This window comes from Mucilaginibacter sp. L3T2-6, from assembly GCF_030519355.1.
Classification (GTDB): domain Bacteria; phylum Bacteroidota; class Bacteroidia; order Sphingobacteriales; family Sphingobacteriaceae; genus Mucilaginibacter.
The window spans coordinates 104,003-128,030 of record NZ_JAUMKC010000005.1; the positions used below are offsets into that span (position 1 = coordinate 104,003).

Annotated in this window: 20 protein-coding genes and 1 tRNA gene; 11 read left to right on the plus strand and 10 right to left on the minus strand. The window is 44.0% G+C overall.

Annotated elements, in window-relative coordinates; translation table 11 throughout:
* Window positions 1-1,048 precede the first annotated feature (1,048 nt).
* The gene (locus Q3W13_RS07670) at window positions 1,049-1,582 is read left to right on the plus strand and encodes a hypothetical protein (protein ID WP_302862626.1); all 534 of its coding nucleotides are present in this window, start codon (window positions 1,049-1,051) and stop codon (window positions 1,580-1,582) included.
* A 197-nt stretch (window positions 1,583-1,779) separates the two neighbouring features.
* Here the strand turns inward: Q3W13_RS07670 and Q3W13_RS07675 are convergent, their stop codons facing one another.
* Together Q3W13_RS07675 and pyrH are read right to left on the minus strand one after the other, a co-directional pair.
* Window positions 1,780-2,130 carry a hypothetical protein gene (locus Q3W13_RS07675; protein WP_302862627.1) on the minus strand — a complete coding sequence of 117 codons (351 nt, stop codon included), beginning with the start codon at window positions 2,128-2,130 and terminating at the stop codon, window positions 1,780-1,782.
* 1,427 nt (window positions 2,131-3,557) lie between these two features.
* Entirely contained in the window at window positions 3,558-4,262 is a 705-nt protein-coding gene (gene pyrH / locus Q3W13_RS07680) for a UMP kinase (protein ID WP_302862629.1), read from the minus strand.
* Window positions 4,263-4,521: 259 nt separating this feature from the next.
* On the opposite strand from pyrH, the gene Q3W13_RS07685 reads away from it, so the two are divergent.
* From Q3W13_RS07685 to Q3W13_RS07705, 5 genes are all read left to right on the plus strand, one after another.
* The gene (locus Q3W13_RS07685) at window positions 4,522-5,178 is read left to right on the plus strand and encodes an oxidoreductase (protein WP_302862631.1); all 657 of its coding nucleotides are present in this window, start codon (window positions 4,522-4,524) and stop codon (window positions 5,176-5,178) included.
* On the plus strand, window positions 5,175-7,040 hold the full coding sequence (locus Q3W13_RS07690) for an ABC-F family ATP-binding cassette domain-containing protein (protein ID WP_302862633.1): 1,866 nt from the start codon (window positions 5,175-5,177) through the stop codon (window positions 7,038-7,040). The genes Q3W13_RS07685 and Q3W13_RS07690 overlap by 4 nt, the downstream gene beginning before the upstream one ends.
* Window positions 7,041-7,301 (plus strand): hypothetical protein, encoded by a 261-nt coding sequence (locus tag Q3W13_RS07695; RefSeq protein WP_302862634.1) that lies wholly within the window; start codon window positions 7,041-7,043, stop codon window positions 7,299-7,301.
* A 32-nt stretch (window positions 7,302-7,333) separates the two neighbouring features.
* Entirely contained in the window at window positions 7,334-9,196 is a 1,863-nt protein-coding gene (gene mnmG, locus Q3W13_RS07700) for a tRNA uridine-5-carboxymethylaminomethyl(34) synthesis enzyme MnmG (RefSeq protein WP_302862636.1), read from the plus strand.
* 117 nt (window positions 9,197-9,313) lie between these two features.
* On the plus strand, window positions 9,314-10,966 hold the full coding sequence (locus tag Q3W13_RS07705) for an Ig-like domain-containing protein (protein WP_302862637.1): 1,653 nt from the start codon (window positions 9,314-9,316) through the stop codon (window positions 10,964-10,966).
* Between the two features lie 47 nt (window positions 10,967-11,013).
* Here the strand turns inward: Q3W13_RS07705 and Q3W13_RS07710 are convergent, their stop codons facing one another.
* Window positions 11,014-11,526, minus strand: a complete 513-nt coding sequence (locus Q3W13_RS07710) for a gamma carbonic anhydrase family protein (RefSeq protein ID WP_302862639.1) — start codon at window positions 11,524-11,526, stop codon at window positions 11,014-11,016.
* Window positions 11,527-11,603: 77 nt separating this feature from the next.
* On the opposite strand from Q3W13_RS07710, the gene Q3W13_RS07715 reads away from it, so the two are divergent.
* Window positions 11,604-11,676, plus strand: a tRNA-Gly gene (locus Q3W13_RS07715).
* A 4-nt stretch (window positions 11,677-11,680) separates the two neighbouring features.
* Here Q3W13_RS07715 and Q3W13_RS07720 read toward each other — a convergent pair.
* The gene (locus Q3W13_RS07720) at window positions 11,681-12,184 is read right to left on the minus strand and encodes a hypothetical protein (protein WP_302862640.1); all 504 of its coding nucleotides are present in this window, start codon (window positions 12,182-12,184) and stop codon (window positions 11,681-11,683) included.
* 96 nt (window positions 12,185-12,280) lie between these two features.
* Window positions 12,281-13,873, minus strand: coding sequence for an L-aspartate oxidase (gene nadB, locus Q3W13_RS07725; protein WP_302862641.1), 1,593 nt, complete (start codon window positions 13,871-13,873; stop codon window positions 12,281-12,283).
* 409 nt (window positions 13,874-14,282) lie between these two features.
* Here nadB and nadA point away from each other — a divergent pair, with 409 nt between their 5' ends.
* From nadA to Q3W13_RS07745, 4 genes are all read left to right on the plus strand, one after another.
* Entirely contained in the window at window positions 14,283-15,275 is a 993-nt protein-coding gene (gene nadA / locus Q3W13_RS07730; protein WP_302862644.1) for a quinolinate synthase NadA, read from the plus strand.
* 94 nt (window positions 15,276-15,369) lie between these two features.
* Window positions 15,370-16,491, plus strand: a complete 1,122-nt coding sequence (gene nagA / locus Q3W13_RS07735) for an N-acetylglucosamine-6-phosphate deacetylase (protein ID WP_302862645.1) — start codon at window positions 15,370-15,372, stop codon at window positions 16,489-16,491.
* A 147-nt stretch (window positions 16,492-16,638) separates the two neighbouring features.
* The gene (locus Q3W13_RS07740; RefSeq protein ID WP_302862647.1) at window positions 16,639-17,736 is read left to right on the plus strand and encodes a Nif3-like dinuclear metal center hexameric protein; all 1,098 of its coding nucleotides are present in this window, start codon (window positions 16,639-16,641) and stop codon (window positions 17,734-17,736) included.
* Window positions 17,736-18,479, plus strand: a complete 744-nt coding sequence (locus Q3W13_RS07745) for a zinc ribbon domain-containing protein (RefSeq protein ID WP_302862649.1) — start codon at window positions 17,736-17,738, stop codon at window positions 18,477-18,479. The genes Q3W13_RS07740 and Q3W13_RS07745 overlap by 1 nt, the downstream gene beginning before the upstream one ends.
* Before the next feature lie 326 nt (window positions 18,480-18,805).
* On the opposite strand, the gene Q3W13_RS07750 is transcribed toward Q3W13_RS07745, so the two are convergent.
* The 5 genes from Q3W13_RS07750 to Q3W13_RS07770 all read right to left on the minus strand — a co-directional run bounded on the left by Q3W13_RS07750 (window position 18,806) and on the right by Q3W13_RS07770 (window position 24,028).
* Window positions 18,806-19,231, minus strand: coding sequence for a PepSY-like domain-containing protein (locus tag Q3W13_RS07750; RefSeq protein WP_302862651.1), 426 nt, complete (start codon window positions 19,229-19,231; stop codon window positions 18,806-18,808).
* A gap of 187 nt (window positions 19,232-19,418) precedes the next feature.
* Window positions 19,419-20,069, minus strand: a complete 651-nt coding sequence (locus tag Q3W13_RS07755) for a gluconate 2-dehydrogenase subunit 3 family protein (RefSeq protein ID WP_302862652.1) — start codon at window positions 20,067-20,069, stop codon at window positions 19,419-19,421.
* Between the two features lie 14 nt (window positions 20,070-20,083).
* Window positions 20,084-21,826 carry a GMC oxidoreductase gene (locus Q3W13_RS07760; RefSeq protein WP_302862653.1) on the minus strand — a complete coding sequence of 581 codons (1,743 nt, stop codon included), beginning with the start codon at window positions 21,824-21,826 and terminating at the stop codon, window positions 20,084-20,086.
* Between the two features lie 89 nt (window positions 21,827-21,915).
* A complete protein-coding gene (locus tag Q3W13_RS07765; RefSeq protein ID WP_302862655.1) occupies window positions 21,916-22,572 on the minus strand; it encodes a DUF1080 domain-containing protein in 657 nt (218 codons plus the stop codon).
* A gap of 370 nt (window positions 22,573-22,942) precedes the next feature.
* Complete coding sequence (locus Q3W13_RS07770; protein ID WP_302862656.1) at window positions 22,943-24,028, minus strand: glutaminyl-peptide cyclotransferase; 1,086 nt, start codon at window positions 24,026-24,028, stop codon at window positions 22,943-22,945.

Consider the following 24,028-nt stretch of genomic DNA (forward strand, 5'->3'; position numbering starts at 1 on the left):
CATTGCGCCTGCAGAAGAGAGGGTCGCCGGGCGAAGCATTTGCGGGATGAGTTTCTTTCCGCAAACTGCAGCTCACCCTCTTTACCGCTTGCGGGCAACGTTATTAAGTTAAGCCAAGGATGCGCCGTAGGTGCAAAATATTGGTAGAAATAAAAAAGGGTAAGGAAGGGTGCCGTAGGTACGCAACCATGCCCGCTGATACCTATGCGCGGTGTTTCGTACCTATGGCACGAAATGGAGAGCGGCGGCATTTTCTACCAATATTTGACCCCGATGGGGTCTTACTGCTTACCTTAATGACATTGCGCCTGCGGAAGAGAGGATCGCCGGGCGAAGCGATGGCGGGGTGAGTCCCGTTCCGCAAACTGCAGCTCAGCCTCTTTACCGCTTGCGGGTAACGTTATTAAGTTAAGCCAAAAATGCGCCGTAGGTGCAAAATATTGGTAGAAATAATAAAGGGTAAGGCAGCGTGCCGTAGGTACGCAACCTGGGCCGCTGCTGACACCTATGCGCGGTGTTTCGTACCTATGGCACGACATGGAGAGCGGCATTTTCTACCAATATTTGACCCCGATGGGGTTTTACTTCTTACCTTAATGACATTGCGCCTGCGGAAGAGAGGATCGCCGGGCGAAGCGATGGCGGGGTGAGTCTCTTTCCGCAAACTGCAGCTCACCCTCTTTTCCGCTTGCGGGAGAGAGGGTCGCCGGGCGAAGCGATGGCGGGGTGAGTCCGGCGGCGACAGGCAGCAAGCTATGTTCCGCCAGCGTTCCGTTTCCGCACACACGAACACGCCCGAAAAAGATGGAACATATTGATTATCAAAACAATACAATTTACGCCACTCGCAATACACTGATAGTCAATGAGTTCCTTCGGGGTTTACATACCGGGTTTACAGTGTAAACCCCTCTAACATTAATAATTCATTACTAATCAATGCGTTATATCATAAAGGGCTTTACACCTGTCAACCCCGCTGTAATTATTTTCCGGGCAACTTGCTGATTTCAATATATTTCTTTGTTTTTACATAAAAATACAGAAAATGAAGTCAAACGCAGACGTTAACACGGACGATTACCTCGCCAGCATGAAAAAGATCAACGCGGTTTGGGCACTGCCGCGCATCACTAAAAAAAACCTGGAAGGCCTCACCCAAATGGAAACCGACTACCTGTACGAGCAGGTCGACTACACGTATCACAGCCTGGAGGGCCGGGAACGCAAACTGTTTATCCGCAAGATCCAGCCGCTGCTTACCGGTAAGTCCAACAAGGAAGCCTGGGAACACAACCATTCGCAGATCACCGGCGCCATCGAAAAGCTGACCGGCCAAACCGGCGTTATGCCATCCCACGGCGCGCTGGCCCGCGAAACCGGCCTGAGCCGCCAAACCATTGTAAGGCACGTAAAAGCTGGCCATAGCCCCGACTCCTGCGCCGGGAAGGACCCGTTTAAAAAGAATGTGCGGGAGTTAATTTCGAGAATTTACGCATCCGCCCTTGAAGGCAACATAGAAGCCGCCCGCCTTTATCTCCAGGTTACCGGGGCAATGCCCGTTGCCCCGGCAGCGGTATGAACGGGAGAGCAACTACAGGAAGATAAAATTTCCTTGGTTATCCAGGGAGGTCTTAAGAAGCGCGGCCGGCCAGTAGCGGAATAAATTTGAAGATGAGTTTTTGGGGGGGATTTGCGGACAGGTAAATGCTGGTTTCAGTTTATTGCAGTATGGCTTTAGATCAGGCGGGATAATGAGTTCCTATGTGTGTCTGTAGATTAGTTACGCTTCCTTATTTTATTTAACAGTAGTCTGCCATCAAGCGAAAAGTCCTTTATTTCGAACCCTTCATCAAATGAATTTCCACAATTTCTGCACTCATAACTGGTTCTTTTCTTCAACAAGGCACAGAGCAAATAGTAAATACTTACCGGCGCACAAATAATGCCCAGGACAATATACAGCAGAGCTCCTAAATTTGCGGGTGCATCAAGCTCATCGATGATCGTAAAGGCCAAGTAGGCGAAACCCACTGAAGCCATGCAGACGCCCATCTTAATAAAGTATTTAGCCTTGCTGAATTTCCTAATATTATAACTTTCGCATTTAGGGCAAATTGCACGTAGCATCTGGCTGGTTTTTTTTCTAAACTACCGAACTTTCATTTAAAAACAAATGCTGCTCTAAGTTTAACGCAGTACCAACACCTAAAATATTTTAGGTGTTTGCTTGAGCAAATAAAAATTTTTTGTCCCCGCAATTTTTTGTCCCCGCAGGTTCTCTCCGTGAGGAACCTGCGTTCCGTATTGCTAAAGTGAAACAATATTTCCGGGGCACTGTGAGACAGCGCAGTCCACAGATTAATGCGCCCCCTTGATGCTGTATCTATCGCAGGTTCCATTTCAAGAGAACCTGCGGTAACGGACAAAACTCTTTCATCTTATCCCGAACTCACGTTAAATTACTTTTTTGTCATTGCGAGGAACGAAGCAATCTCGTCGCCATCCTATGCGTCCGCCCGCAACTATGCACACTATGGTCTATCGTCCATGACTATGGCCTCTGCTACAATATTTCCGGGGCAGCGTGAGCCAGCGCAGCCCCACAGATTAATGGTCACCGAAAACTGTATCTATCGCAGGTTCCTTTTCAAGAGAACCTGCGGTAACAGACAAAACTCTTTCATCTTATCCCGAACTCACGTTAAATTACTTTTTTGTCATTGCGAGGAACGAAGCAATCCCGTCGCCATCCTATGCGTCAGCCCGCAACTATGCACACCATGGTCTATCGTCCATGGATTATGGACTCTGCTACAATATTATCTATCGCAGGTTCCTTTTCAAGAGAACTTGCGGTAACAGACAAATATGGCTCAGGCAATCTCCCTGCTTTACTCCACCTTATATCTCAATACGCGCCTCTCCGGGTTTCCATCTGAATCAATCCCCCCAGCTGGCGCACGCGTGCCGCGTGTGCTTTGTGCAAGTGCTAATGATAGTTTATCGGCTTAAACCTGCTTACCCCCGCAGGTTCTCTCCGTGAGGAACCTGCGTTCCATATTGATAAATTGAAACAATATTTCCGGGGTCACCGTGAGCCAGCGCAGTCCACAGATTAACAGTCCCCTGAAAGCTGTATCTATCGCAGCTCCCTTTTCAAAAGAACCTGCGGTAACGGACAACAATCAGCATCAACGGCAAATCGTGAATAATACATTTTTGTCATTGCGAGGAACGAAGCAATCCCGTCGCCATGCTATGCGTCCGCCCGCAACTATGCACACTATGTTCTATCGTCCATGGATTATGGGCTCTGCTACAATATTTCCGGGTAGTGGGAAACAGCGCAGTCCACAGATTATCTATCGCAGCTGCCTTTTTAAGAGAACCTGCGGTAACGGACAACAATCAGCATCAACGGCAAATCGTGAAAATACTTTTTTGTCATTGCGAGGAACGAAGCAATCCCGTCGCCATCCTATGCGTCCGCCCGCAACTATGCACGCTATGGTCTATCGTCCATGGACTATGGACCTTACTGACTTTACCGACTCTTACTTCACCAGCGTCCCGATATGCTCACCATTGGCAATCTTCATAAAGTTGCCCGGCTTGTTCATATCGAATACGATGATAGGCAGGTTGTTTTCCTGGCAGAGGGTGATAGCCGTCATGTCCATCACGTTCAGGCCTTTGTCATACACTTCCTGGAAGGTAATTTCATCGTAACGGGTGGCGGATGGGTCCTTTTCCGGGTCGGCGGTGTAAATACCGTCAACGCGGGTGCCTTTCAGCACTACGTCGGCTTTTATTTCGATGGCGCGCAGGGATGCGGCGGTGTCGGTAGTAAAGTAGGGATTACCGGTGCCGGCGCCGAAGATCACAATGTGGCCTACCTCTAAATGATGCATGGCGCGGCGGCGGATGTACGGCTCGCAGATCTGCTCCATCTTGATGGCGCTTTGCAGGCGGGTTTCCACACCGATGCTTTCGAGGGCGTTTTGCAGGGCCATGCAGTTAATTACAGTGGCCAGCATGCCCATGTAGTCGGCCTGGGCGCGTTCCATGCCCGATTTTTCGGCGCTTAGTCCGCGAAAGATGTTGCCGCCGCCAACTACAACGGCAATTTCCATGCCCGTGTCTTTAACTGCTTTAATATCCTTTGCGTACTGTAAAACCTGGTTATTGTCGATGCCGTAAGTTTTGTCGCCCATCAGCGACTCGCCGCTAAGCTTTAGAAGAACTCTCTTGTATGCCATTCAGAGGTAGTTAAAATTGGACAAATGTAGGAAAAAAAGTGGAGAGAGAAATTAAATCGAAAATCATGAAGTTGAAAAGATCCTGATACTCATTCCATCTCAAACGTGCGAAAAATATTTAAAAGCTATATCCACACGGTACAGGTTCGCCTGCGATCCAATACCTGGATCATTCTGCTGTACTTTCAATTGCATGTTTAAACATCTATTTTATTCCTAAAATAAATATTCCGTATTTTTGCAAAAATTTGGGCGCCAAATGTTTAACAGGGCCATTATAGCGGGTGCAAGCGGCTTAACCGGCAGCGAATTGCTTGATATTTTGCTGAATAGCGGGCAATATAATGAGGTATTGGTTTTAGTGCGGAAGAAATTGCCGGCAGATCACCCGAAACTGCGTCAGCTGGTAGTAAATTTTGATAAGCCGGAAAGCTTTTCGGAAGCTATAACCGGCCACGCGCTTTTTTGTTGTTTGGGCACAACCAGGAAGAAAACCCCTGATCTGAGCGTTTATCGCAAGATAGACCACGATTACCCATTGCAATTAGCGCAATTGTGTAAACAAAACGGTGTGGAGCAGTATCACCTGGTATCGGCCCTGGGAGCAAATAAAGACGCTTCTAACTTTTACCTGAAAATGAAAGGCGAAACCGAGCGCGATATCGCCGGTACTGGTTTGCCTGCGCTTTGCATTTACCAGCCGTCGTTTCTTACCGGAAAGCGTGCCGAAAACCGGCCTGTGGAACGCTTTTTGGAACCGGTAATGAAGGTAATAGATGTGCTGCTGATTGGCGGCCTTAAAAAATACAGGAGCATTGCTGCCAGAACGGTCGCGCAGGCCATGTATAATCAATCATTAAAAAACTTAAGCGGGGTACATATTTACCCCTCGGATATTATAAAGGAACTAGCGTGAGCAATTTTATTTCAGCGGAAAATCTTGGCCATTCGTTTCACGACAAATGGCTGTTCAGGAATGTGTCGATAGGGATTAACCGCGGTCGGCGGGTGGCATTGGTGGGCATTAACGGCGCAGGTAAATCTACCTTGCTTAAACTGCTGGCCGGTACATTACAACCTACGGAAGGCAAGGTAGCCCGCATGCGCGACCTGAATGCCGGTTACCTGGAACAAGACCCGTGGTTTAAAGACGCTGTTACCATAAGCGATTACATTTTTCATGCCGATGACGTGCAGCAGCAGTTGATCCGTCAATACGAGGAGTTACTGGAGAACGACCCGGAGAATTCCAAAGCCATTGAAAAGGTGATGGAAGAAATGAGTAATGTTGACGCATGGGAATATGAGTACAAAATTAAAACCATTCTCGGACGGCTGGATATCCACCACCTCAACCAAAGAATAAGTACGCTTTCCGGCGGTCAGAAAAAAAGGCTGGCGCTGGCTAAACTGCTCATTGAAGACCCGGAGTTGTATATTTTGGATGAGCCCACCAACCACCTGGATATTGACACCATTGAATGGCTGGAAAAGCTGCTCACCGAGGGTAATAAAACTATCCTGATGGTTACGCACGACAGGTATTTCCTGGATAATGTGTGTAACGAGATATTGGAGATTGACAAGGGAAAGATTATCCCCTATGCAGGCAACTACGGTTATTACCTGGAAAAGAAGGCCGAACGGGAAAGCGCTGATGAAGCCGCCTTCCAGAAAAACAGCAATTTGCTGCGCAAAGAACTGGAGTGGATGCGCAGGCAGCCGCAGGCCCGTGGTACAAAGTCTAAAGCCAGGATTGACGCCTATTACGAGCTGGAAGAAAAAACCAAAAATGGCGGGCCTAAGCAAAAGGTTGAGCTGAGCGTAAAAACCGCACGGCAGGGCAACAAGATAATGGAGATGAATCATCTTTATAAGTCTTTCCGCGGGCAAACGTTTATCAGGGACTTCAGCTATGTGTTTAAAAAAGGCGACCGCATTGGCCTTGCCGGCAAGAATGGCAGCGGCAAATCTACGCTGCTTAACCTGATCACCGGTAATTTAGAGCCTGACAGCGGCAAAATAGATAAAGGCGAAACAACGGTTATCGGTTACTTCCACCAGGCGGGGATCACATTCAAAGAAGATGAGCGCGTAATAGATGTTGTAACAAACGTTGCTGAATTTATTACGATGGCTGATGGTAAGCTGATTTCAGCATCCCAATTGCTCACCTTATTTCTTTTCCCTCCCGCCAAACAGTATGGGCTTGTTTCAAAGCTAAGTGGTGGTGAAAAAAAGCGGCTTCAGTTGATGAGTATTCTCATCAAAAACCCCAACTTTTTAATACTGGACGAGCCCACTAATGATTTGGATATAGATACCCTGAACGTACTGGAAGAATTCTTAACGAATTACCCCGGTGTACTGATGATCGTATCTCACGACAGGTATTTATTAGATAAGCTAACCGACCAACTTTTCATTATGGAGGAAGGCGGCAATGTTAAGATATATAACGGCAATTATTCATCGTACAGGCTGGAACTGGAAGAAGAAAAGCAGCAAAGTAAACGTAAGCCGGTAGCAGAGCCAGTTCCGGCGCCTGAAGTAAAAAAGAACAGGCTGAGCTTTAAAGAACAAAAGGAACTTGATACGCTGGAACGCGAAATAACAGATCTAGAGAAACAAATATCAGCTAATAACGAGGCGCTCAATACTACAGGAATAGACACAGAACGCCTGAATAAAATACTGGAGCAGAACAGTCATTTAAGCAGTAGTTTGGAAGAAAAGACCTTCCGCTGGATGGAATTAACCGAGTTAAAAGAGGCCTAAATGAAGTTTCCGGATGTATTGGCTTCTATCGGCGTAATTATTTTACTGATAGCTTTTCTGTTGAATCTTTATAGAAAACTGTCAGCAAAAGATAAAATATATGCCTTGATGAACTTTATTGGAGCAGGCATTTGTTGCTATTCTTCGTATTTAATAAAATTCTACCCGTTTGTAGTGCTTGAAGCGGCTTGGGGTTTGGTGGCGCTATTATCATTATTCAATGTTCCACGTGGAACAACAGGTAATGATGAATTAAAATAATATATTAATGTTCCACGTGGAACGTAAGTAAAATGTTTAAGAAATATAATGTTATAGTGGTAGGCGCCGGACATGCTGGTTGCGAAGCAGCGGCAGCGGCGGCCAATCTGGGTTCTTCTGTTTTATTGATAACCATGAATATGGGTGTTATAGCACAGATGAGTTGCAACCCGGCAATGGGCGGAGTAGCCAAGGGTCAAATAGTGCGTGAGATTGATGCGATGGGCGGCTACTCTGGTATCATTACCGATAAAACCTCGATACAATTCCGTATGCTTAACCGCTCTAAAGGCCCTGCCATGTGGAGCCCGAGAGCGCAAAGCGACCGTATGCGCTTTGCCGAAGAATGGCGTTTAGCGCTTGAAAGAATCCCAAATGTTGATTTCTGGCAGGATACCGTAACATCGCTCCTGGTAAAAAACAATACCATTAAAGGGGTAAAAACTTCTTTGGGTATCGAAATTGAAGCCGATGCCGTTGTCCTAACCAATGGTACTTTCCTGAATGGATTGATACATATCGGTGAAAAACGTTTTGGCGGCGGCCGAACAGCAGAGAAAGCTGCGACAGGCTTAACGGAGCAACTGGTAGGATTAGGGTTTGAATTCGGCAGAATGAAGACCGGTACTCCTCCCCGGATTGATGGCCGAAGCTTAAATTACAGCTTAATGGAAGAGCAATGGGGCGACGAAGAACGCGGTCGTTTCTCCTTTACAGACGTTCCATTAGCTACCGACCAACGTTGCTGCTGGATAACATACACTAATAAAAACGTCCATGAAACCCTAAAGGAGGGTTTTGAAAAGTCACCCATGTTTACCGGGCGGATAAAAGGCCTTGGCCCCCGTTACTGTCCGTCTATAGAAGATAAAATAAACCGTTTTGCAGAGCGCGACCGTCACCAGATATTTGTTGAACCCGAAGGCTGGAACACGGTAGAAATTTATGTCAACGGTTTCTCTACCTCTTTACCGGAAGACATACAATACAAAGCCTTAATACAAATCCCCGGCTTTGAGAATGCAAAGATGTTCCGCCCCGGATATGCAATAGAATATGATTACTTCCCCCCTACTCAACTAGGCCTGACACTGGAAACTAAACTGATCAGCAACCTATATTTTGCAGGGCAGATAAACGGCACGACCGGTTATGAAGAAGCGGCTTCGCAGGGTTTTATTGCGGGGATTAATGCACATCAAAAGATTAACGATAAGCATGAACTGATCATGAAGCGCTCTGAATCCTATATCGGTGTGTTGATTGACGACCTGGTAACCAAAGGTACCGAAGAACCATACCGCATGTTTACCTCCCGTGCCGAACACCGCCTGCTTTTGCGCCAGGATAATGCCGACATACGGCTAAGCCCTATTGCTCATGAATTAGGATTGATCAGCGATGAACGATTAGAAAAAGTAAAAGACAAGATCAAAAACTCTGATAATATTGTAGCTTACACCAAATCAAAATCTATCGAACCGGCGACGGTAAACAGTTTACTGGAAGAGTTGGAGACAAGTCCGCTCAACCAGAACACAAAACTGTTTAACCTGGTTAGTCGTCCGCAGGTTGGTCTGAAAGATTTAAGAAAGGCCGACAAAAACCTGGATGAACTTCTTTCTGTATACGACAAGGAAACTATTGAGCAGGCTGAAATAAAAATTAAGTACGAAAGTTATTTCGAGAAAGAGATGGAGATCATCGACAAGATGAAAAAAATGGAGGACAAAGAAATTAACCCGGAATTTAATTACAACCAACTAAATTCCCTCTCTAAAGAAGCGCGTGAAAAACTGATGAAGATCAAACCGCGGACTCTGGGACAGGCATCAAGGATTTCGGGTGTTACACCATCAGATATATCTGTTTTAATGGTTCATATCACAAAATAATGATTTAACTAATTGATATTTAATTATTTATAAAAATTTTGTTTTAAATCAATTATTTCAGATTTTTAATATTGCGGTTCATTAAAATATAAACGTCGCTTATAGCGTTTAAAAACGATGTTAAATAGAAAAGGTACTTTTTCCGGGTTTGTTTTTACCATTTTTTGCCTCATTTTGCTCAATTTTGGCTGTGCTAACCGCCAGTTGCCTCAGGGAGGCCCTCGCGATCATGACCCGCCTAAACTTTTGAAGGCAACCCCGGAAAACATGACCCGCTTTTTTAAAGACAAAGTGATCAGGCTTGATTTTGACGAGTACTTTAAATTGAATAACCCCTACTCCGAAATCAGCATGAGCCCCACCCCGGCCAAATTGCCGGAGTACAAAGTGAAAGATAAGAGCATCGTTGTTACTCTAAAAGATACGCTCGAAAAAAATACAACCTACGTTATCAATTTTGGTAAGGCCATCGCCGACGTGAATGAGTCGAACGTTTTAAAAAACTTTACATACGTTTTTTCAACAGGCGCACACATCGACTCGCTTAGTGTTTCCGGAACAGTCATCAATACCTCAACTCAGAAAAAAGAAAAAGATGCCACGGTTATGCTTTTCACTTTAAAGCAGGACTCCGCCTTATTCGGAAAAAAGAAACCAACAATTTTTGCAACAACAGACAGCGCCGGAAACTTTAGTCTGAATAATCTTCACCCTGATGACTACAGGATCTATGCCCTTAAGGAAACCAGTCCGGACAAGATTTATAACAAAGATGATGAGTTGATAGCATTTACAACTAAGCCTATCCACCTGGAAAAAGATACAGCCAATATCCAGCTTAATTTATTTAAGCAAACACCGGCAAAATTCAGGTTTGTTGAGCAGCGTTTTGATTCTGACGGAAAGATGTTCTTCACATTCAATCGCCGCCTGGATAACCCATCGATGAAAATTATTTATCCGCCGGATTTTGATAAAAATAAAATAGTAGATTTTGCACCAACGCATGACACTGCTACGGTATATACAAAAACAATGGACTTTGATTCTCTCCGCTTCGTGTTGTATGACAATGGCAAAGTAGTGGATTCTGTATCCAAGAAAAAACAACGGAAGGAAACCTTTGCCAACGGAAGAACCTTTATTCTTAATTACAATATAACTGCAGACAGTAAATTAAAACCAGGTACCGACTTATTAATAAAAGGATTATACCCCATCGCCTCTTTCGACAACACTTTGTTTACTTTGAAGGAAGACTCGGCCGAAGTAAGCAATTTTACCATCCAGCAGGACACTGCAGCCAGTAAGAAAAACCTGGTATTTAAATACCGCTGGAAACAAAACAGGAACTATGCATTAACGATAGAAAATAATGCGATAACAGATATTTATGGCGATAAAAATAAAAAGGTGATCAAAAAATTCACGATAGACAAGCAGGAAAATTATAGTTTGTTAACGCTCGCCATGACAGTTCCGGATACTGGTAAATCTTATATTGTTGAATTATTGAACGAACAAAAGCAATTGTTACGCAGTGACGTTATCACTAAAAATACATCGCTGGTTTATAAAGATTACATAACCGGAAAATATACCGTTCGTGTAATATATGACGCAAATAAAAACGGCAAATGGGATAGCGGTAACGTAAAGCAAAAAACGCAGCCCGAAAATATTTGGGTTGATGACACACCCATAACATTACGCCCAAACTGGGAGCAAGTGACGCCGGTAACTATACCAAAAGAACCGTCGAACCCCTGATTACTGGAAATGATTATATTGGTAATAGTGCGCAGAAATATCACGCACTATTCCTTAAACCAACCGGAATACATTATATACCGGCCAGGCAAATTTGTAAGCATTTCGCGTTGCTCCGGTGTAACCGGTTTGATCTTTTTTGCGGGAATACCAGCATACAGATACCCGGACTCGCAAACCGTTTTTTCGAGCACGATTGCCCCTGCCGCAATAATTACAAACTCCTCAACAATGGCATGGTCCATTACAATAGCGCCCATACCTACTAATACATTATCTTTTAATGTACAGCCATGCACCAGTGCATTATGGCCGATAGAAACATTATTGCCAATATTGGTAGGCGCGTACATGTAGGTACAATGTATACAGGCCCCGTCCTGTATGTTAGTGTTGTTGCCAATCCTGATATAGTGCACATCTCCCCTAATTACGGCATTGAACCACACGGAACAGTTATCCCCCATTTCTACATCGCCAACAATGGTGGCATTGGGTGCTATAAAACAGTTATCACCAAATGATGGACTGATATTTTTAACGGGAAGAATAACTGGCATATATTTCAATTAGTGAATTATTGATTTTTACAAAAAGGGTAACAAATTTTAATTATGTTTGATTCCTCATTACATCAGCGGAAATAGCTCAGTCGGTAGAGCATCAGTTTCCCAAACTGAAGGCCGCGGGTTCGAATCCCGTTTTCCGCTCTTTTTAAAGCTTTGCTATTTCAAACTTTAATTTTTTAACTGAATACTTTTCATAGCTGTATATCGACACTTTTACATTATCGGCTATCCATTCAATATAGTTTGAGGTATCTGTAATTTCCTTATTAACAGGTACTTTTAAATATTCGTCCAGGTGTTTCTTTATTAATTTAAGATGTTCTTCAGCCGCATCATTTCCTTCTATATTAAATTCAATACTCCTCAATAATTTTCCGTCACTATCCGGATTATTATACCAGAATACAGTAGTTAGCGGCAGTTTTAAGCCCTTTAGAATAGAACGCTCACCCCAATTATAAACGGCACGGTCGGCGAATAACCTTTCTGACACCCTGACCCTTTTCTTTATTTCGCCGACTGGTTCCTTCCATTTAATAAATTCCTGCTCATCTTCAAATAAAATACCCTTATTTATTAATTTAACGATATCAACGTTAAAATCGATATCCTCTTTTTTCTTCTTTTTTAATATATCTAAAAAACCCATTAGTTATTAACAGACTTGATTGCAGTACCTATCATCCTGACGTTTTCACCATCTAAACGTTACAGCCTCTGTAAAAGATATCCGGTAATGCCTGGTTTAAAAAACCGTATCGTGCAGAGGCTGAGCATGCTTAGCATAATCAGTCGTGTAATGCAAACCCCTGCTTTCCTTCCGCATCATGGCAGACTTTACAACAATATAAGAAACCTGTATCAAATTTCTCAGTTCACAAAGTTTAACAGACAGTTTAGTCTTTTTATAAAAATCCTCAGTTTCTTCGTACAATAAACCCAAACGTCGCATAGCGCGTTCCAGCCTGAAATCAGATCGCACAATCCCCACATAGTCATTCATCAGTTTCTGCATTTCGCGGATATTATGAGTAACCAGGATGTCCTCATTGGATAGCTGCACGCCTTTTTCATCCCAGTCCGGTATATTTTCGGGGATAGTATTGTTTTTAAAACCTTTAACAGCATCTTCATAAATGCGATGCGCAAACACCAAAGCTTCTAATAACGAATTGGAAGCCAAACGATTAGCGCCATGTAATCCTGTTGATGAACATTCGCCGCAGGCATACAATCTTAATAATGACGACCTGCCCACATGATCAACCATTATGCCGCCGCACATGTAATGGCAGGCAGGCGCAACAGGGATCATATCTTTCGTCATATCGATACCAATTTCCAGGCACTTAGCATAAATGTTAGGAAAATGGGCCAACAGATCCTTTTTACTTCTATGGCGAATATCCAGGTAAACAAAATCCTCACCCGATTTCTTTATTTCGGCATCTATAGCCCTTGCTACGATATCCCTGGGTGCTAACGATTTACGCTCATCATATTCCTGCATAAACTCTTCGCCATTTGTTCTTTTTAATATACCGCCAAAACCGCGAACCGCTTCAGAAATTAAAAAAGACGGATAATCTCCGGGGTTATATAAAGCTGTGGGATGGAATTGGATAAACTCCATATTACGCACTTTTCCTTTAGCCCGGTAAACCATCGCAATACCGTCGCCGGTAGCAATGGTAGGGTTAGTAGTTATCGAATAAATATGACCTGCCCCGCCTGAAGCCATTACCGTAACTTTTGAAAGGATCTTTTCAACGTTCTTTGTTTCGTTGTTAAAAGCGTAAATTCCATAACACGTAATATCTGTAGTCGACTTATCCACAAATACGCCTAAATGGTGTTGAGTGATCAGATCGACAGCAAAATAATGGGTTAAAATTTCGATGTTAGGATTGTTGTGTATCTGCTCAAGCAACGATCTTTCTATTTCATAGCCCGTTATATCCTTATAATGCAATACACGAAACTCAGAATGGCCGCCCTCTTTAGCAAGGTCGTAAATGCCTTCCTTGGTTTTATCAAAATTGGTTCCGTACTCTATAATCTCGTTAATCCGCTCCGGTCCTTCGGTTACTACTGCCTCCACAACCTGTTCATCGCAGAGCCCATCACCCGCAATTAAAGTGTCCTCAATGTGTTTTTCGAAAGAGTCCTCCTTTTTATCCACAACCACCGCCACACCACCCTGCGCATACTTAGTGTTCGACTCATCTTCGTTGCTCTTTGTAACTATCAGTACTTTACCATGTTTGGCAGCCTTAAGGGCAAAACTCAATCCGGCAATGCCTGATCCTACTACCAGGAAATCAACAGTCTTGGTCATTTTATATATCTGCTATGTGTAAAATTTGTTTTGCTGTTAATAAGCCGGGTAAAAGGTGTTAATTTTGTGTATGCAAAAAACTAATAAATAGTTGAGCCGTTGATAACCCCTGTTTTTAGCTCATTTTACAACAAATTTTACCCGAGTTTTAAGACAGCTTGAGGCCAAAGCTAACATTTTACCAGCCAATAAAGTATTAACAAATAACTTTTGAAACTAAAATTACCATATTACATAAATCTAAAAATCAATAATATAGAATTTAAAAACGGCGTATTTTATGTTAATAAATTATTAAAAAAAATATTTTAAGCTGTTTTAAAAACGAGTTTTACACATAACTAACACCCTAATAACAATCCTTTTTTATATTAATTTTAAAATAGTTGTTATTAATTGAATTGTTGAAATGAATACCTTCGAAGAAATAAATGTGAAAGGTTTTGTTGACGAATACATCGACCCAACATTGGACCTTTTTAGCGAAATTGAAAAATTAAAAAAGGAAAAAAATGCTGTTATCCTTGCCCATTACTACCAGGACGCAGATATTCAGGATATTGCTGACTATATTGGCGACAGTTTGGGCTTATCGCAGCAAGCCGCAAAAACGGATGCAGATATTATCGTTTTTGCCGGGGTTCATTTTATGGCCGAAACAGCAAAAATTCTTTCGCCAAACAAAAAGGTCCTTTTACCCGACTTGAAGGCCGGCTGCTCATTAGCCGATAGCTGCCCGCCGCATTTGTTTAAAAAATTTAAGGAACAATACCCCGATCACCTGGTGATAACTTACGTTAACTGCACTGCCGAGCTGAAAGCCATGAGCGATATTGTTTGCACCAGCAGCAATGCCGTGGGAATTGTGGAAAGCCTGCCTAAAGACCAGAAGATAATCTTCGGTCCGGATAAAAATCTGGGTGCTTACGTGGCGAAAAAAACCGGCAGGGATTTAGTTTTGTGGAACGGCGCCTGTATGGTGCATGAGATATTTTCGAGAGAAAAGATCACTAAGCTAAAAGAGCGTTATCCAAATGCTAAATTGCTGGCACACCCTGAATGCGAGGAGGTTATTTTACAGCTTGCGGATTACGTAGGCTCTACAACAGGTATATTAAATTATGCTACCAAATCGCCGGTTAAGGAATTTATCGTTGCTACTGAATCAGGTATTTTGCACCAGATGCAAAGGGAAAATCCGGATAAAACGTTTATACCGGCGCCGCCAAATAACAATTGCGCCTGCAACGATTGCCCGCATATGAAACGCAATACGCTGGAAAAGCTTTATTTGTGTTTAAAAAATGGATATCCTGAAATTACAGTTCCGCAGGATATTATTGAAAAAGCAGTGAAACCTATTGAAAGGATGCTGGAAATATCGAAGCAGTTGGGTTTGTAGGCGGTTGAATAGTAGTTTCTGATATACGGAACTTCAAAAGATCTCCAGAATTTAACCTTGTTATTGACGAGTTTTTTATTAAAAAAAGTAATTTATGATAACTGCCCTCCGCAACCTTCAGCTCATCACTGATGGCAAAATAACTTCCGGCAAAGTAGTGTTAATCAATGGCGATAAAATAACTGCAATAGCGGATGAATCTTCTATACCGGATGATGTAGAAAAGATAGATCTTAACGGAGCCTGCGTTGCACCAGGACTTATCGATCTGCAGATATATGGAAGTGGCGGAAAGCTGTTTGCAGGTAAGCCGGAACCCGAAGCATTGGAGCGGATGGAGAATGATTTGCTGGCCCAGGGAACCACTGGTTTCTTTGCGACTATAGGCACCAACACACCCGCTATATTTGAACAGGGAATTGCTGCCGCCAAAGAATACCGAAAGCATGCAAAGGGCAATTATCTGGGTATGCATTTTGAAGGCCCCTACCTTAACCCGGCCAAACGCGGCGCACACCCTGCTGCACTGATTAAAAAGGGCACGTTGGAAGAAGTTAAAAGATGGATTGAAGCAGCCGAAGGCGAAATAAAAATGATGACTATCGCCCCGGAATTGCAGGATCAGGAGGTTATAGATTACCTGCATCAAAATGGAATTATCCTCTCATCGGGCCATAGCAATGCAAGTTATTCAGAGGGTAAATCATTTCTGAATAAGCCTGTACCGGCTGTAACGCACCTGTTTAACGCGATGCCGCAGATGCACCACCGGGATCCGGGTTATATTCCGGCGATTTTTGAAGAGCGCCCTTATACCAGCATTGTAGCCGACGGTATTCACGTGGATTTTGCGATGGTAAGGCTGGCCAAGCGGGAATTGGGTGATAAACTGTATTTGATAACCGATGCAGTAACTTCAGCATCTGAAGGAACCTACCAACACCAATTTACCGGCGACAGGTATGTAATGCCCGATGGTACTTTGTCTGGTTCCTGTCTCACTATGCTGAAAGCCGTACAGAATTGCGTAGCGTATGCTGGCATTCCCCTGGCCGAAGCCATTAACATGGCGTCACTCTATCCTGCTCAACTGGCAAAAATGCCGCATAAGGGCCGTATTGCAGCCGGTTGCGATGCAGATATGATTATTTTTAACGCTAAATATGAGGTACAGGGTACAGTGTTTAAAGGTAGCTTTCTAAAAACACAGGTATGAATAAAAACCGTTACCTTTTTTGAATAATGGCGCTCATTAAGGATATTTAGATTTAACTTATAGTTGCGCCTGCACTTTGTTTTATGAAAGGTGCAACGCCGAAATCAACAAAAATAACCAGGGAAATCATTACAATAAGCTAAAAATATGAAACTTGCTCAAATAACTGCCTATCTCGAAAGCCTGGCCCCGCTGGCTTACCAGGAAGATTATGATAATGCAGGGCTTATTGTAGGCCATCCGGATATGGATGTCAGCCAGGCGCTCATATCGCTGGATTGTACGGAGGCTGTGGTTGATGAGGCTATTGCTACGCGCTGCCAGGTTATTATTTCGCATCATCCTATCGTTTTTCGGGGATTAAAAAAATTTAACGGCAAAACGTATGTGGAACGGGTGGTGGAAAAAGCCATCAGGCATAACATAGCCATATATGCCATTCATACCAACCTGGATAATATCATGACCGGTGTTAATCAAAAAATTTGCGACACACTGGGTTTAAAAAATTGCCGGGTGCTGGCGCCGAAACATAATTTACTGAAAAAGCTGGTAACCTTTGTGCCGCAAAGCCATGCAGAAGCAGTGCGGGTTGCCTTGTTTGCTGCAGGCGCTGGCCATATCGGTAACTATAGCGAAACCAGCTTTAACAGCGACGGTACAGGAACCTTCAAAGGTAACGAGCACACCAATCCGTATGTTGGCGAGCCGGGCAAGCGCCATTCAGAAAGCGAGGTGAGGGTTGAAACCATTTACCCGGCAATCCTGGAAAGTAAGGTTTTAATGGCCCTTGTGCTCGCCCATCCTTATGAAGAGGTAGCTTATGATATGTATAACCTTACCAATCCTAACCAGCAGGTAGGCGCCGGGATGATTGGTGAGCTGGAGAATGGTATGTCAGAAGAATCATTTCTTTATCATATTAAAGAAAAAATGCACTGCCATGTCATCCGGCATACTGCGCACACCGGAAAACACGTTAAAAAGGTAGCGGTTTGCGGCGGCGCTGGCGGGTTCCTGCTGAAGCAGGCGATAGCTGCCGGAGCCGACGTTTTTATAACAGCGGACTATAAATATCATGAGTTTTTTGATGCCGACGGAAAGCTGATGATTGCAGACATCGGACACTTTGAAAGCGAGCAATTTACGCAACAATTATTGTATGAAATTATTACAAAAAAATTTAGTAACTTTGCCGTCCGTTTAACAGAAGTAAATACAAACCCTGTCAAATATTTTATTTAATGGAACAAACAGTAGAACAAAAGCTGAAAGCTTTATACGAACTACAGACTATCCACACCAAAATTGACAAAATTCGCCAGGTACGTGGTGAACTGCCTATGGAGGTTGCCGACCTTGAGGATGATGTTGCCGGTCTGGAAACCCGTATTCAGAAAATCAAAGCCGAGCTGGATGATTTGGAAGACGATATCGTTACCCGCAAAAACATCATCAAAGAAGCGCAGGCCAACATAAAAAAATATGAAGCCCAGCTTAACGAAGTTAAGAACAACCGCGAGTATGATGCAATTTCGAAAGAAATTGAAATACAGGGTCTGGATATACAGGTAAGCGAAAAGAAAATTCGTGAGTTCGGTTTCGAGATCACTTCCAAAACCGCTATCTACGAAAAGGCCCTTGCTGATCTTGAAGCCCGCAAGAGTGACCTTGATGCTAAAAAAGAAGAGTTAGGCACCATTACCGCCGAAACTCAAAAAGACGAAAACGAGCTTACTGCACTTGCTGAAAAAGCAGTATCAAATATCGAGGAGCGCTTATTAACTGCATACAACCGGCTGCGAAAAAATGCTAAAAACGGCCTGGCAGTAGTAACCATTCAGCGCGACTCATGCTCTGGATGTTTTAACCAGATCCCTCCTCAGCGTCAGTCTGATATTCGCCAGCGCAAAAAGATCATCGTTTGCGAGCATTGCGGCCGTATCCTGGTTGACGAGCAAATGGCTTTGGAAGCAGAAACAGTATAAAAGCCCCCAGCCCCTAAAGGGCAGATAGAAATACAAAAAGGCGCTCAATTGGGCGCCTTTTGCTTTAAAAATATGTCATGCTGAATTTATTTCAGCACCCCAAATGCTAAGTGCACATCATGCATTCATTCCAATAAGCAAGGGGGGTTACCTTTATACTGGCTACCTGTCTGTTGGGTGCCGAAATAAATTCGGCATGACGAGGGGGCTAACCCCCATAAGCCAAATGTATGCCATGTATTCATTCCAGTAAGCAGCATATGGGTTAACTTTATGCGGGCTACCTGTCTGTTGGGTGCCGAAATAAATTCGGCATGACTCAAGATTTAATCCTTCTTTATAAAAATACCATTCTCATCAAAAATCAAATCGCCACCTTTTATTTCGGCTTCGTACATGGTTTTACCGGCGGCATCGGTGATTTTCCCTGCCTCGCGTATTTTGGCACCTTTGTAATGCTCTTTAATATAAGCAGCAACGTTTTTAGGCAAAGCTGATATTGAAATTGCTTTTACAATCTCAACAAAAGTACCGTCCGGCTTAAACAATGCAGAATTATCTTCGCCTGATTTTCCTCCCCAGTTGGCTTCATAATTTCCTTTTTCCTTTTCCCAGCTTACTTTAGTCGCTTCAGGGTACTTTTTGACCAGGGCGTCTTTTACAACTGCCGGTACATCTTTCTGTTTTAAATCCTGCGCCTGTAAACCACCAGCCATTAAAGCAATCGCAGCCGTCATTACTATCTTTTTCATATAAATTGATTTTGTTTAATCAATTATAGCAATCCATTCTGTGCAAATATTGTGAAGATGCTGGGTTAAAGTTGTAGATGTGTAAAGGATATAATAGTTGTAAAAAGAGAAAAAAAGGAGGACCGTACAAGCCCTCCTAATAAATACTCCGGAATCCTAAAATCCAATAAATACTACAAATCCTAATTTAATCCCACTTATTCCCCCATGGGTCTTTAATATTGTATTGCTTCAGCACGTCGGCAGGCACGCCATCCCACTTGCCGGGAGCATTACCCATATAGCCCAGGTCTTGAATACCAATTTTGCTGGTATAAAAGCCTGAGGCCGTTAAGTCGCGCATCCGGTTAAAGAATGATACGCCCTGCTCCATGCCCGGTTTCGCTTTTTTAGGATAGGCAATTTCCGTCACCATTTCAATCTGTTGTGAGCTGCTGGCATCCACAAAAGTATGACCATAGCGCTGCAGGCATTGCACATCCAGCCAGCGGAGGCCCCCGCGCATAGGTGTTTGATGCTCGGGCATATCTTTTACAATAAACTCGATAAAATCAGGCACCTTAGCGTCAGATGCACCGCCGGAGCGGTCGTCTTTAGGGATAATGATATCGCCTAAAACGGTAATGGTAGCCATTTCGTGGTCGGTAAAAAACTTTTCGGCATTTAGCTTTTTATCCCGCTCTATTTCGAACGGTTGCCGGCCGGCTTCGTCAGCTGTCGGTGCTGCGCCTTTGTTGTCTTCGGCAAGCTTATTGTCTTTTGGCTTGCAGGCTTCCAGCAGCACACCTGCCGAGAGGGTGCCTATGCCTAAAGCCTTTAGTGAGTCGCGTCTGTTCATGTTATATAAATGAATTAAACGTTGGTTTTCTTACGTTGAGATAAAATATATTCTGCAGTACGCATGCTAAGCGCCAAAATGGTCCAGGTAGCGTTCTTATCGCCCTGCTGTACAAAGGGAGCAGCATCAACCACAAACAGGTTTTTACAATCATGCGCCTGGCAGTACTTGTTCAGCGCCGATTTTTTAGGGTCGTCGCCCATACGTACGGTACCTACTTCGTGAATGATCATGCCAGGTGCTTCCAAACCATAATTGGTTTCCTTACCCGCCGGCGGACCATAAATTGCGCCACCCATGTTGTGCATAATCTCCTGGAAGGTATCCTGCATGTGCTTGGCCTGGTTTATCTCGTAGTCGCTCCATTTGTAGTGGAAACGCAATACCGGGATACCCCATTTATCAACCACGTTCGGGTCAATCTCGCAATAGTTATCGTACCGTGCAATGGCAGTACCGCGACCGGCCATACCGAAGCCTGTTCCGTAAAAACGGCGGTAGTCATCTTTCAAACTGGCGCCAAAGCCGCCGGCTTCTTTCATCTTACCATCGCGGCCGGGTACTACGCCGTTCATGTTTTGTATACCGCCGCTAAAGCCGTAACCCGGCATGTGCAGGCCGCCGCCAAACTCGATATGGTAACCGCGCGGGAAGTTCAGTTTTTTGTTATCATATACCCACGGGCCATAAATGTGCACGCTGCCTACACCGTCTTCGTTATAGCGCTTGCGGTCCATCAGTTCCGGAATCCATCCGCCAGCACTCGAGCCGGTAGAGTCATGTATATAATGGCCAACAACGCCACTGCTATTGGCAAGTCCGTTAGGATGCTGTGCAGATTTTGAATTGAGCAGCAAGCGTGCAGATTCCCCCGCGCTGGCGCCTAATATCACAATATTTGCTTTTACCTGGTATTCCTGCATATCGTCTTTACTAACATACGATACGCCGGTAGCAAGCCCGTTGTTATCAGTCAGTACCTCGCGCACCATGGCGTTTGGTATCAGCTTAAGATTACCTGTTTTAATGGCCGGGATAACCAAACATGAGGAAGAAGAGAAATCGCCGTACACTTTACAGCTGCGCCCGCATTGGCCGCAAAAGAAACATGCACCGCGGTCTTTGTTGCCCGGCAAAGCTTCGGTAAGTACCGAGCCACGGCCCGCAATTACTTTTACACCTGCTTTTGCCGCGCCCTTCTTAATATAAAGCTCGTTCAAGCGTGGTTTTGGCGGCGGAAGAAAAATACCATCCGGTTCATTTGGTAAACCTTCCACAGTACCGTAAACGCCGATCATCCGGTCAACTTTATCGTAAAACGGTTTTACGTCTTCATAGCTTATCGGCCAGTCATCAGTAAGGCCGTCAATATGATGCCCTTTAAAATCATCGGGCCCCATGCGTAACGAAATGCGGCCCCAGTGATTGGTCCGGCCGCCCATCATGCGCGAGCGAAACCAATGAAATTCGGTGTTGTCTTTGGTGGTATAGGGCTCGCCGTCAATTTCCCAGCCGCCATAGGCAGCGTCAAAATCGCCGAAATAGCGGGTCGTGCCTGCGCCCCTGCGTGGAGATTCATACGGCCATTTTAGCTGCATCGAATCTTTTGCCGGGTCGAAGTAAGGCCCCGCCTCCAGCATTAAAACTTTTAACCCGGCATGGGCCAGCACATATCCTGCCATGCCTCCTCCTGCGCCCGAGCCTACAACAATGGCATCGTACACGGTAGATGATTTTTTTATTTGTATATCGTCCATATCTGGTTAGTCATTGGCCATTAGCCATTGGATTATTGGGTTAGCGTATTTTTACTAATGACCAATGACCAATGACTAATGACAATCAATTAAAGTTCTTTAATAGTAATATCTTTAAAGCAAACTACAGCCCCGTGGTCTTGCAGTGCGATGTGGCCTTTTGGATAGGCAGCAAAGCCTTTCCATGTTTTAAATTTGCTGTTGTTCAGCATTTCCTGCCACTCGGGGCTGCCGATCTTTACATTAATGGTTTGTTTGCCATTCATCCAGAAGGTGAGCTGGCCGTGATCTTTGCGGATTTTTATCTGGTTCCATTGTCCGGCCGGTTTGGCAGCTACCGAAGCCGCTTGCATATCATATAATGAACCTGCAAGGTGATTTGCTTTTTTATTATCCTCGGCGCCTTTATCGTCAAGCACCTGCATTTCAATACCGGTTAAATAAGTGGCGCCAAATGAAGGGTCTTCATGAACACCGAAAATTATCCCGCTGTTACCGCCTTCAGCAATCTTCCATTTTAACGATAATTCATAGTTTTCGTACTCTTTGTCGGTAAGCAGATCGACCTGGTCTGGTGCTTTTGGGTCAAGCTGCAATGCACCGTCAACCACTTTCCATGCACCTGGGGTCGATTTTAAATAGCTGTGCCAGCCGTTGGTAGTTTTGCCGTCGAATAACTTTGTTTGAGCTTTAAGCGAGAAACTTACGGCAGAAAAGGCCAGGAGGCCTAACAGGATTTTTTTCATTTTATTAGTTTGGTTTTGTTTGGGTGATGTTTGCCTGAGTATAGCCAGTCGTTTAAATAAACGCATTACCCGAATAGCTATTACTACGGATAGTAAAAATAGAATAATTTCTTATGGATTAAAAAAACCGTGGGAAGATTGTTACAGAAGGCCGGATCAGAAGGGTAATATTACCCGGAAACTCTAAGAAATACTCACGCCGCAGAATAGCGATGGTCTGGTTTCGAACTGCTTCCTCAAAAAAGCATTATTTCAGCTTTTCTGAAACGATACGAAAGCCAGGAGCTGGCTTAAAAAAGCGTTGCGATCTGAAACGGACAGGTTCAAAAACCTGTCAAATTATCAAAAAAAAAGCCGCTGCGCGGCCTTTTTACTTTTTCACAAAGCTTACCTGGAACAACTTATCCCATTTCTTCCCGGTTAAAAATATGCGTTTGCCTGCCGGGTCGTAAGCTATGCCGTTCATTACCTCCGAGTTTTCGTTGCGTTTGTTTTCAGGATAAAGGTTGGTACAATCAATCCTTTGTAATACCGCGCCTGTTTTAGGGTCAATGGCGATGATGGTATTTGTTTTCCAGATGTTGGCATATATTTTACCATCGATGTATTCCAGCTCGTTAATTTCGTTTACTGCCCCTTTTTCGTCATAAACATCAATATGGCCGGTTTCCTTATAGGTGTTTTTATCAAGAAAATAGATTCGGTTGGTTTTATCATCAAAGCACAACCGGTTACCGTCAAAGCACATGCCCCACCCTTCAATACCTACTTTATTTTCGAAGTTGCTCAGCAGCTTTAAACTGCTTTTGTCGTACACATAACCTATTTTTTCGTGATAGGTTAACTGGATGATTTTGTCGCCTACAATAGATATCCCTTCCGCAAAAACCTTAGGGTCCACCATTGTTTTCTGTAACACTTTCCCGGTGCTCAGCTCTACCTTACGAAGGCTCGATTGGCCTGTAACCTCCTCATTTGGAGGCGGATCAAGATAGCCGCCTCCGCTTTCGTACAGGTAGCCATTTTCATAAACCAAACCCTCGGTAAAGCAGCTGGTATCATGCGGAAATACTTTTTCTATCTTAAAAGATAACTCTTCAGGGGCCTTAGCGGGCAGTAAAACAATATTAGTGGCTACATCCTGGTTTTTACCCTCTGCGTACACCTTAATATCTATTGTTTTTGGCCCTAATGACATGCCATCGGTTTTAACCGAAAACGCCGAAGAGTCTTTTTTTGCGCCTGCCCGTACCGAATCAATAAAATAAACAATTGAGTCGGGCTTAAGGCTGCCGTAATGCACGGCTATATCTACTTTATCTCCTGATTTATAGGTCGTGCCGGCTTCGGGGCTTACGGTAATAACTTCTTGCTTTGTATTATTTTCCTTGCAGCTATTAAAAACGAATCCAAGTAAAATGGCTGCGGTTATTAAGGCGTTATATTTTAATTTCAT

Coding starts and splice junctions, on each gene's coding strand:
- Q3W13_RS07670 (WP_302862626.1), top strand. CDS start 1,049: ATGAAGTCAAACGCAGACGTTAACACGGACGATTACCTCGCCAGCATG.
- Q3W13_RS07675 (WP_302862627.1), bottom strand. CDS start 2,130: ATGCTACGTGCAATTTGCCCTAAATGCGAAAGTTATAATATTAGGAAA.
- pyrH (WP_302862629.1), bottom strand. CDS start 4,262: ATGGCATACAAGAGAGTTCTTCTAAAGCTTAGCGGCGAGTCGCTGATG.
- Q3W13_RS07685 (WP_302862631.1), top strand. CDS start 4,522: ATGTTTAACAGGGCCATTATAGCGGGTGCAAGCGGCTTAACCGGCAGC.
- Q3W13_RS07695 (WP_302862634.1), top strand. CDS start 7,041: ATGAAGTTTCCGGATGTATTGGCTTCTATCGGCGTAATTATTTTACTG.
- mnmG (WP_302862636.1), top strand. CDS start 7,334: ATGTTTAAGAAATATAATGTTATAGTGGTAGGCGCCGGACATGCTGGT.
- Q3W13_RS07705 (WP_302862637.1), top strand. CDS start 9,314: ATGTTAAATAGAAAAGGTACTTTTTCCGGGTTTGTTTTTACCATTTTT.
- Q3W13_RS07710 (WP_302862639.1), bottom strand. CDS start 11,526: ATGCCAGTTATTCTTCCCGTTAAAAATATCAGTCCATCATTTGGTGAT.
- Q3W13_RS07720 (WP_302862640.1), bottom strand. CDS start 12,184: ATGGGTTTTTTAGATATATTAAAAAAGAAGAAAAAAGAGGATATCGAT.
- nadB (WP_302862641.1), bottom strand. CDS start 13,873: ATGACCAAGACTGTTGATTTCCTGGTAGTAGGATCAGGCATTGCCGGA.
- nadA (WP_302862644.1), top strand. CDS start 14,283: ATGAATACCTTCGAAGAAATAAATGTGAAAGGTTTTGTTGACGAATAC.
- nagA (WP_302862645.1), top strand. CDS start 15,370: ATGATAACTGCCCTCCGCAACCTTCAGCTCATCACTGATGGCAAAATA.
- Q3W13_RS07740 (WP_302862647.1), top strand. CDS start 16,639: ATGAAACTTGCTCAAATAACTGCCTATCTCGAAAGCCTGGCCCCGCTG.
- Q3W13_RS07745 (WP_302862649.1), top strand. CDS start 17,736: ATGGAACAAACAGTAGAACAAAAGCTGAAAGCTTTATACGAACTACAG.
- Q3W13_RS07750 (WP_302862651.1), bottom strand. CDS start 19,231: ATGAAAAAGATAGTAATGACGGCTGCGATTGCTTTAATGGCTGGTGGT.
- Q3W13_RS07755 (WP_302862652.1), bottom strand. CDS start 20,069: ATGAACAGACGCGACTCACTAAAGGCTTTAGGCATAGGCACCCTCTCG.
- Q3W13_RS07760 (WP_302862653.1), bottom strand. CDS start 21,826: ATGGACGATATACAAATAAAAAAATCATCTACCGTGTACGATGCCATT.
- Q3W13_RS07765 (WP_302862655.1), bottom strand. CDS start 22,572: ATGAAAAAAATCCTGTTAGGCCTCCTGGCCTTTTCTGCCGTAAGTTTC.
- Q3W13_RS07770 (WP_302862656.1), bottom strand. CDS start 24,028: ATGAAATTAAAATATAACGCCTTAATAACCGCAGCCATTTTACTTGGA.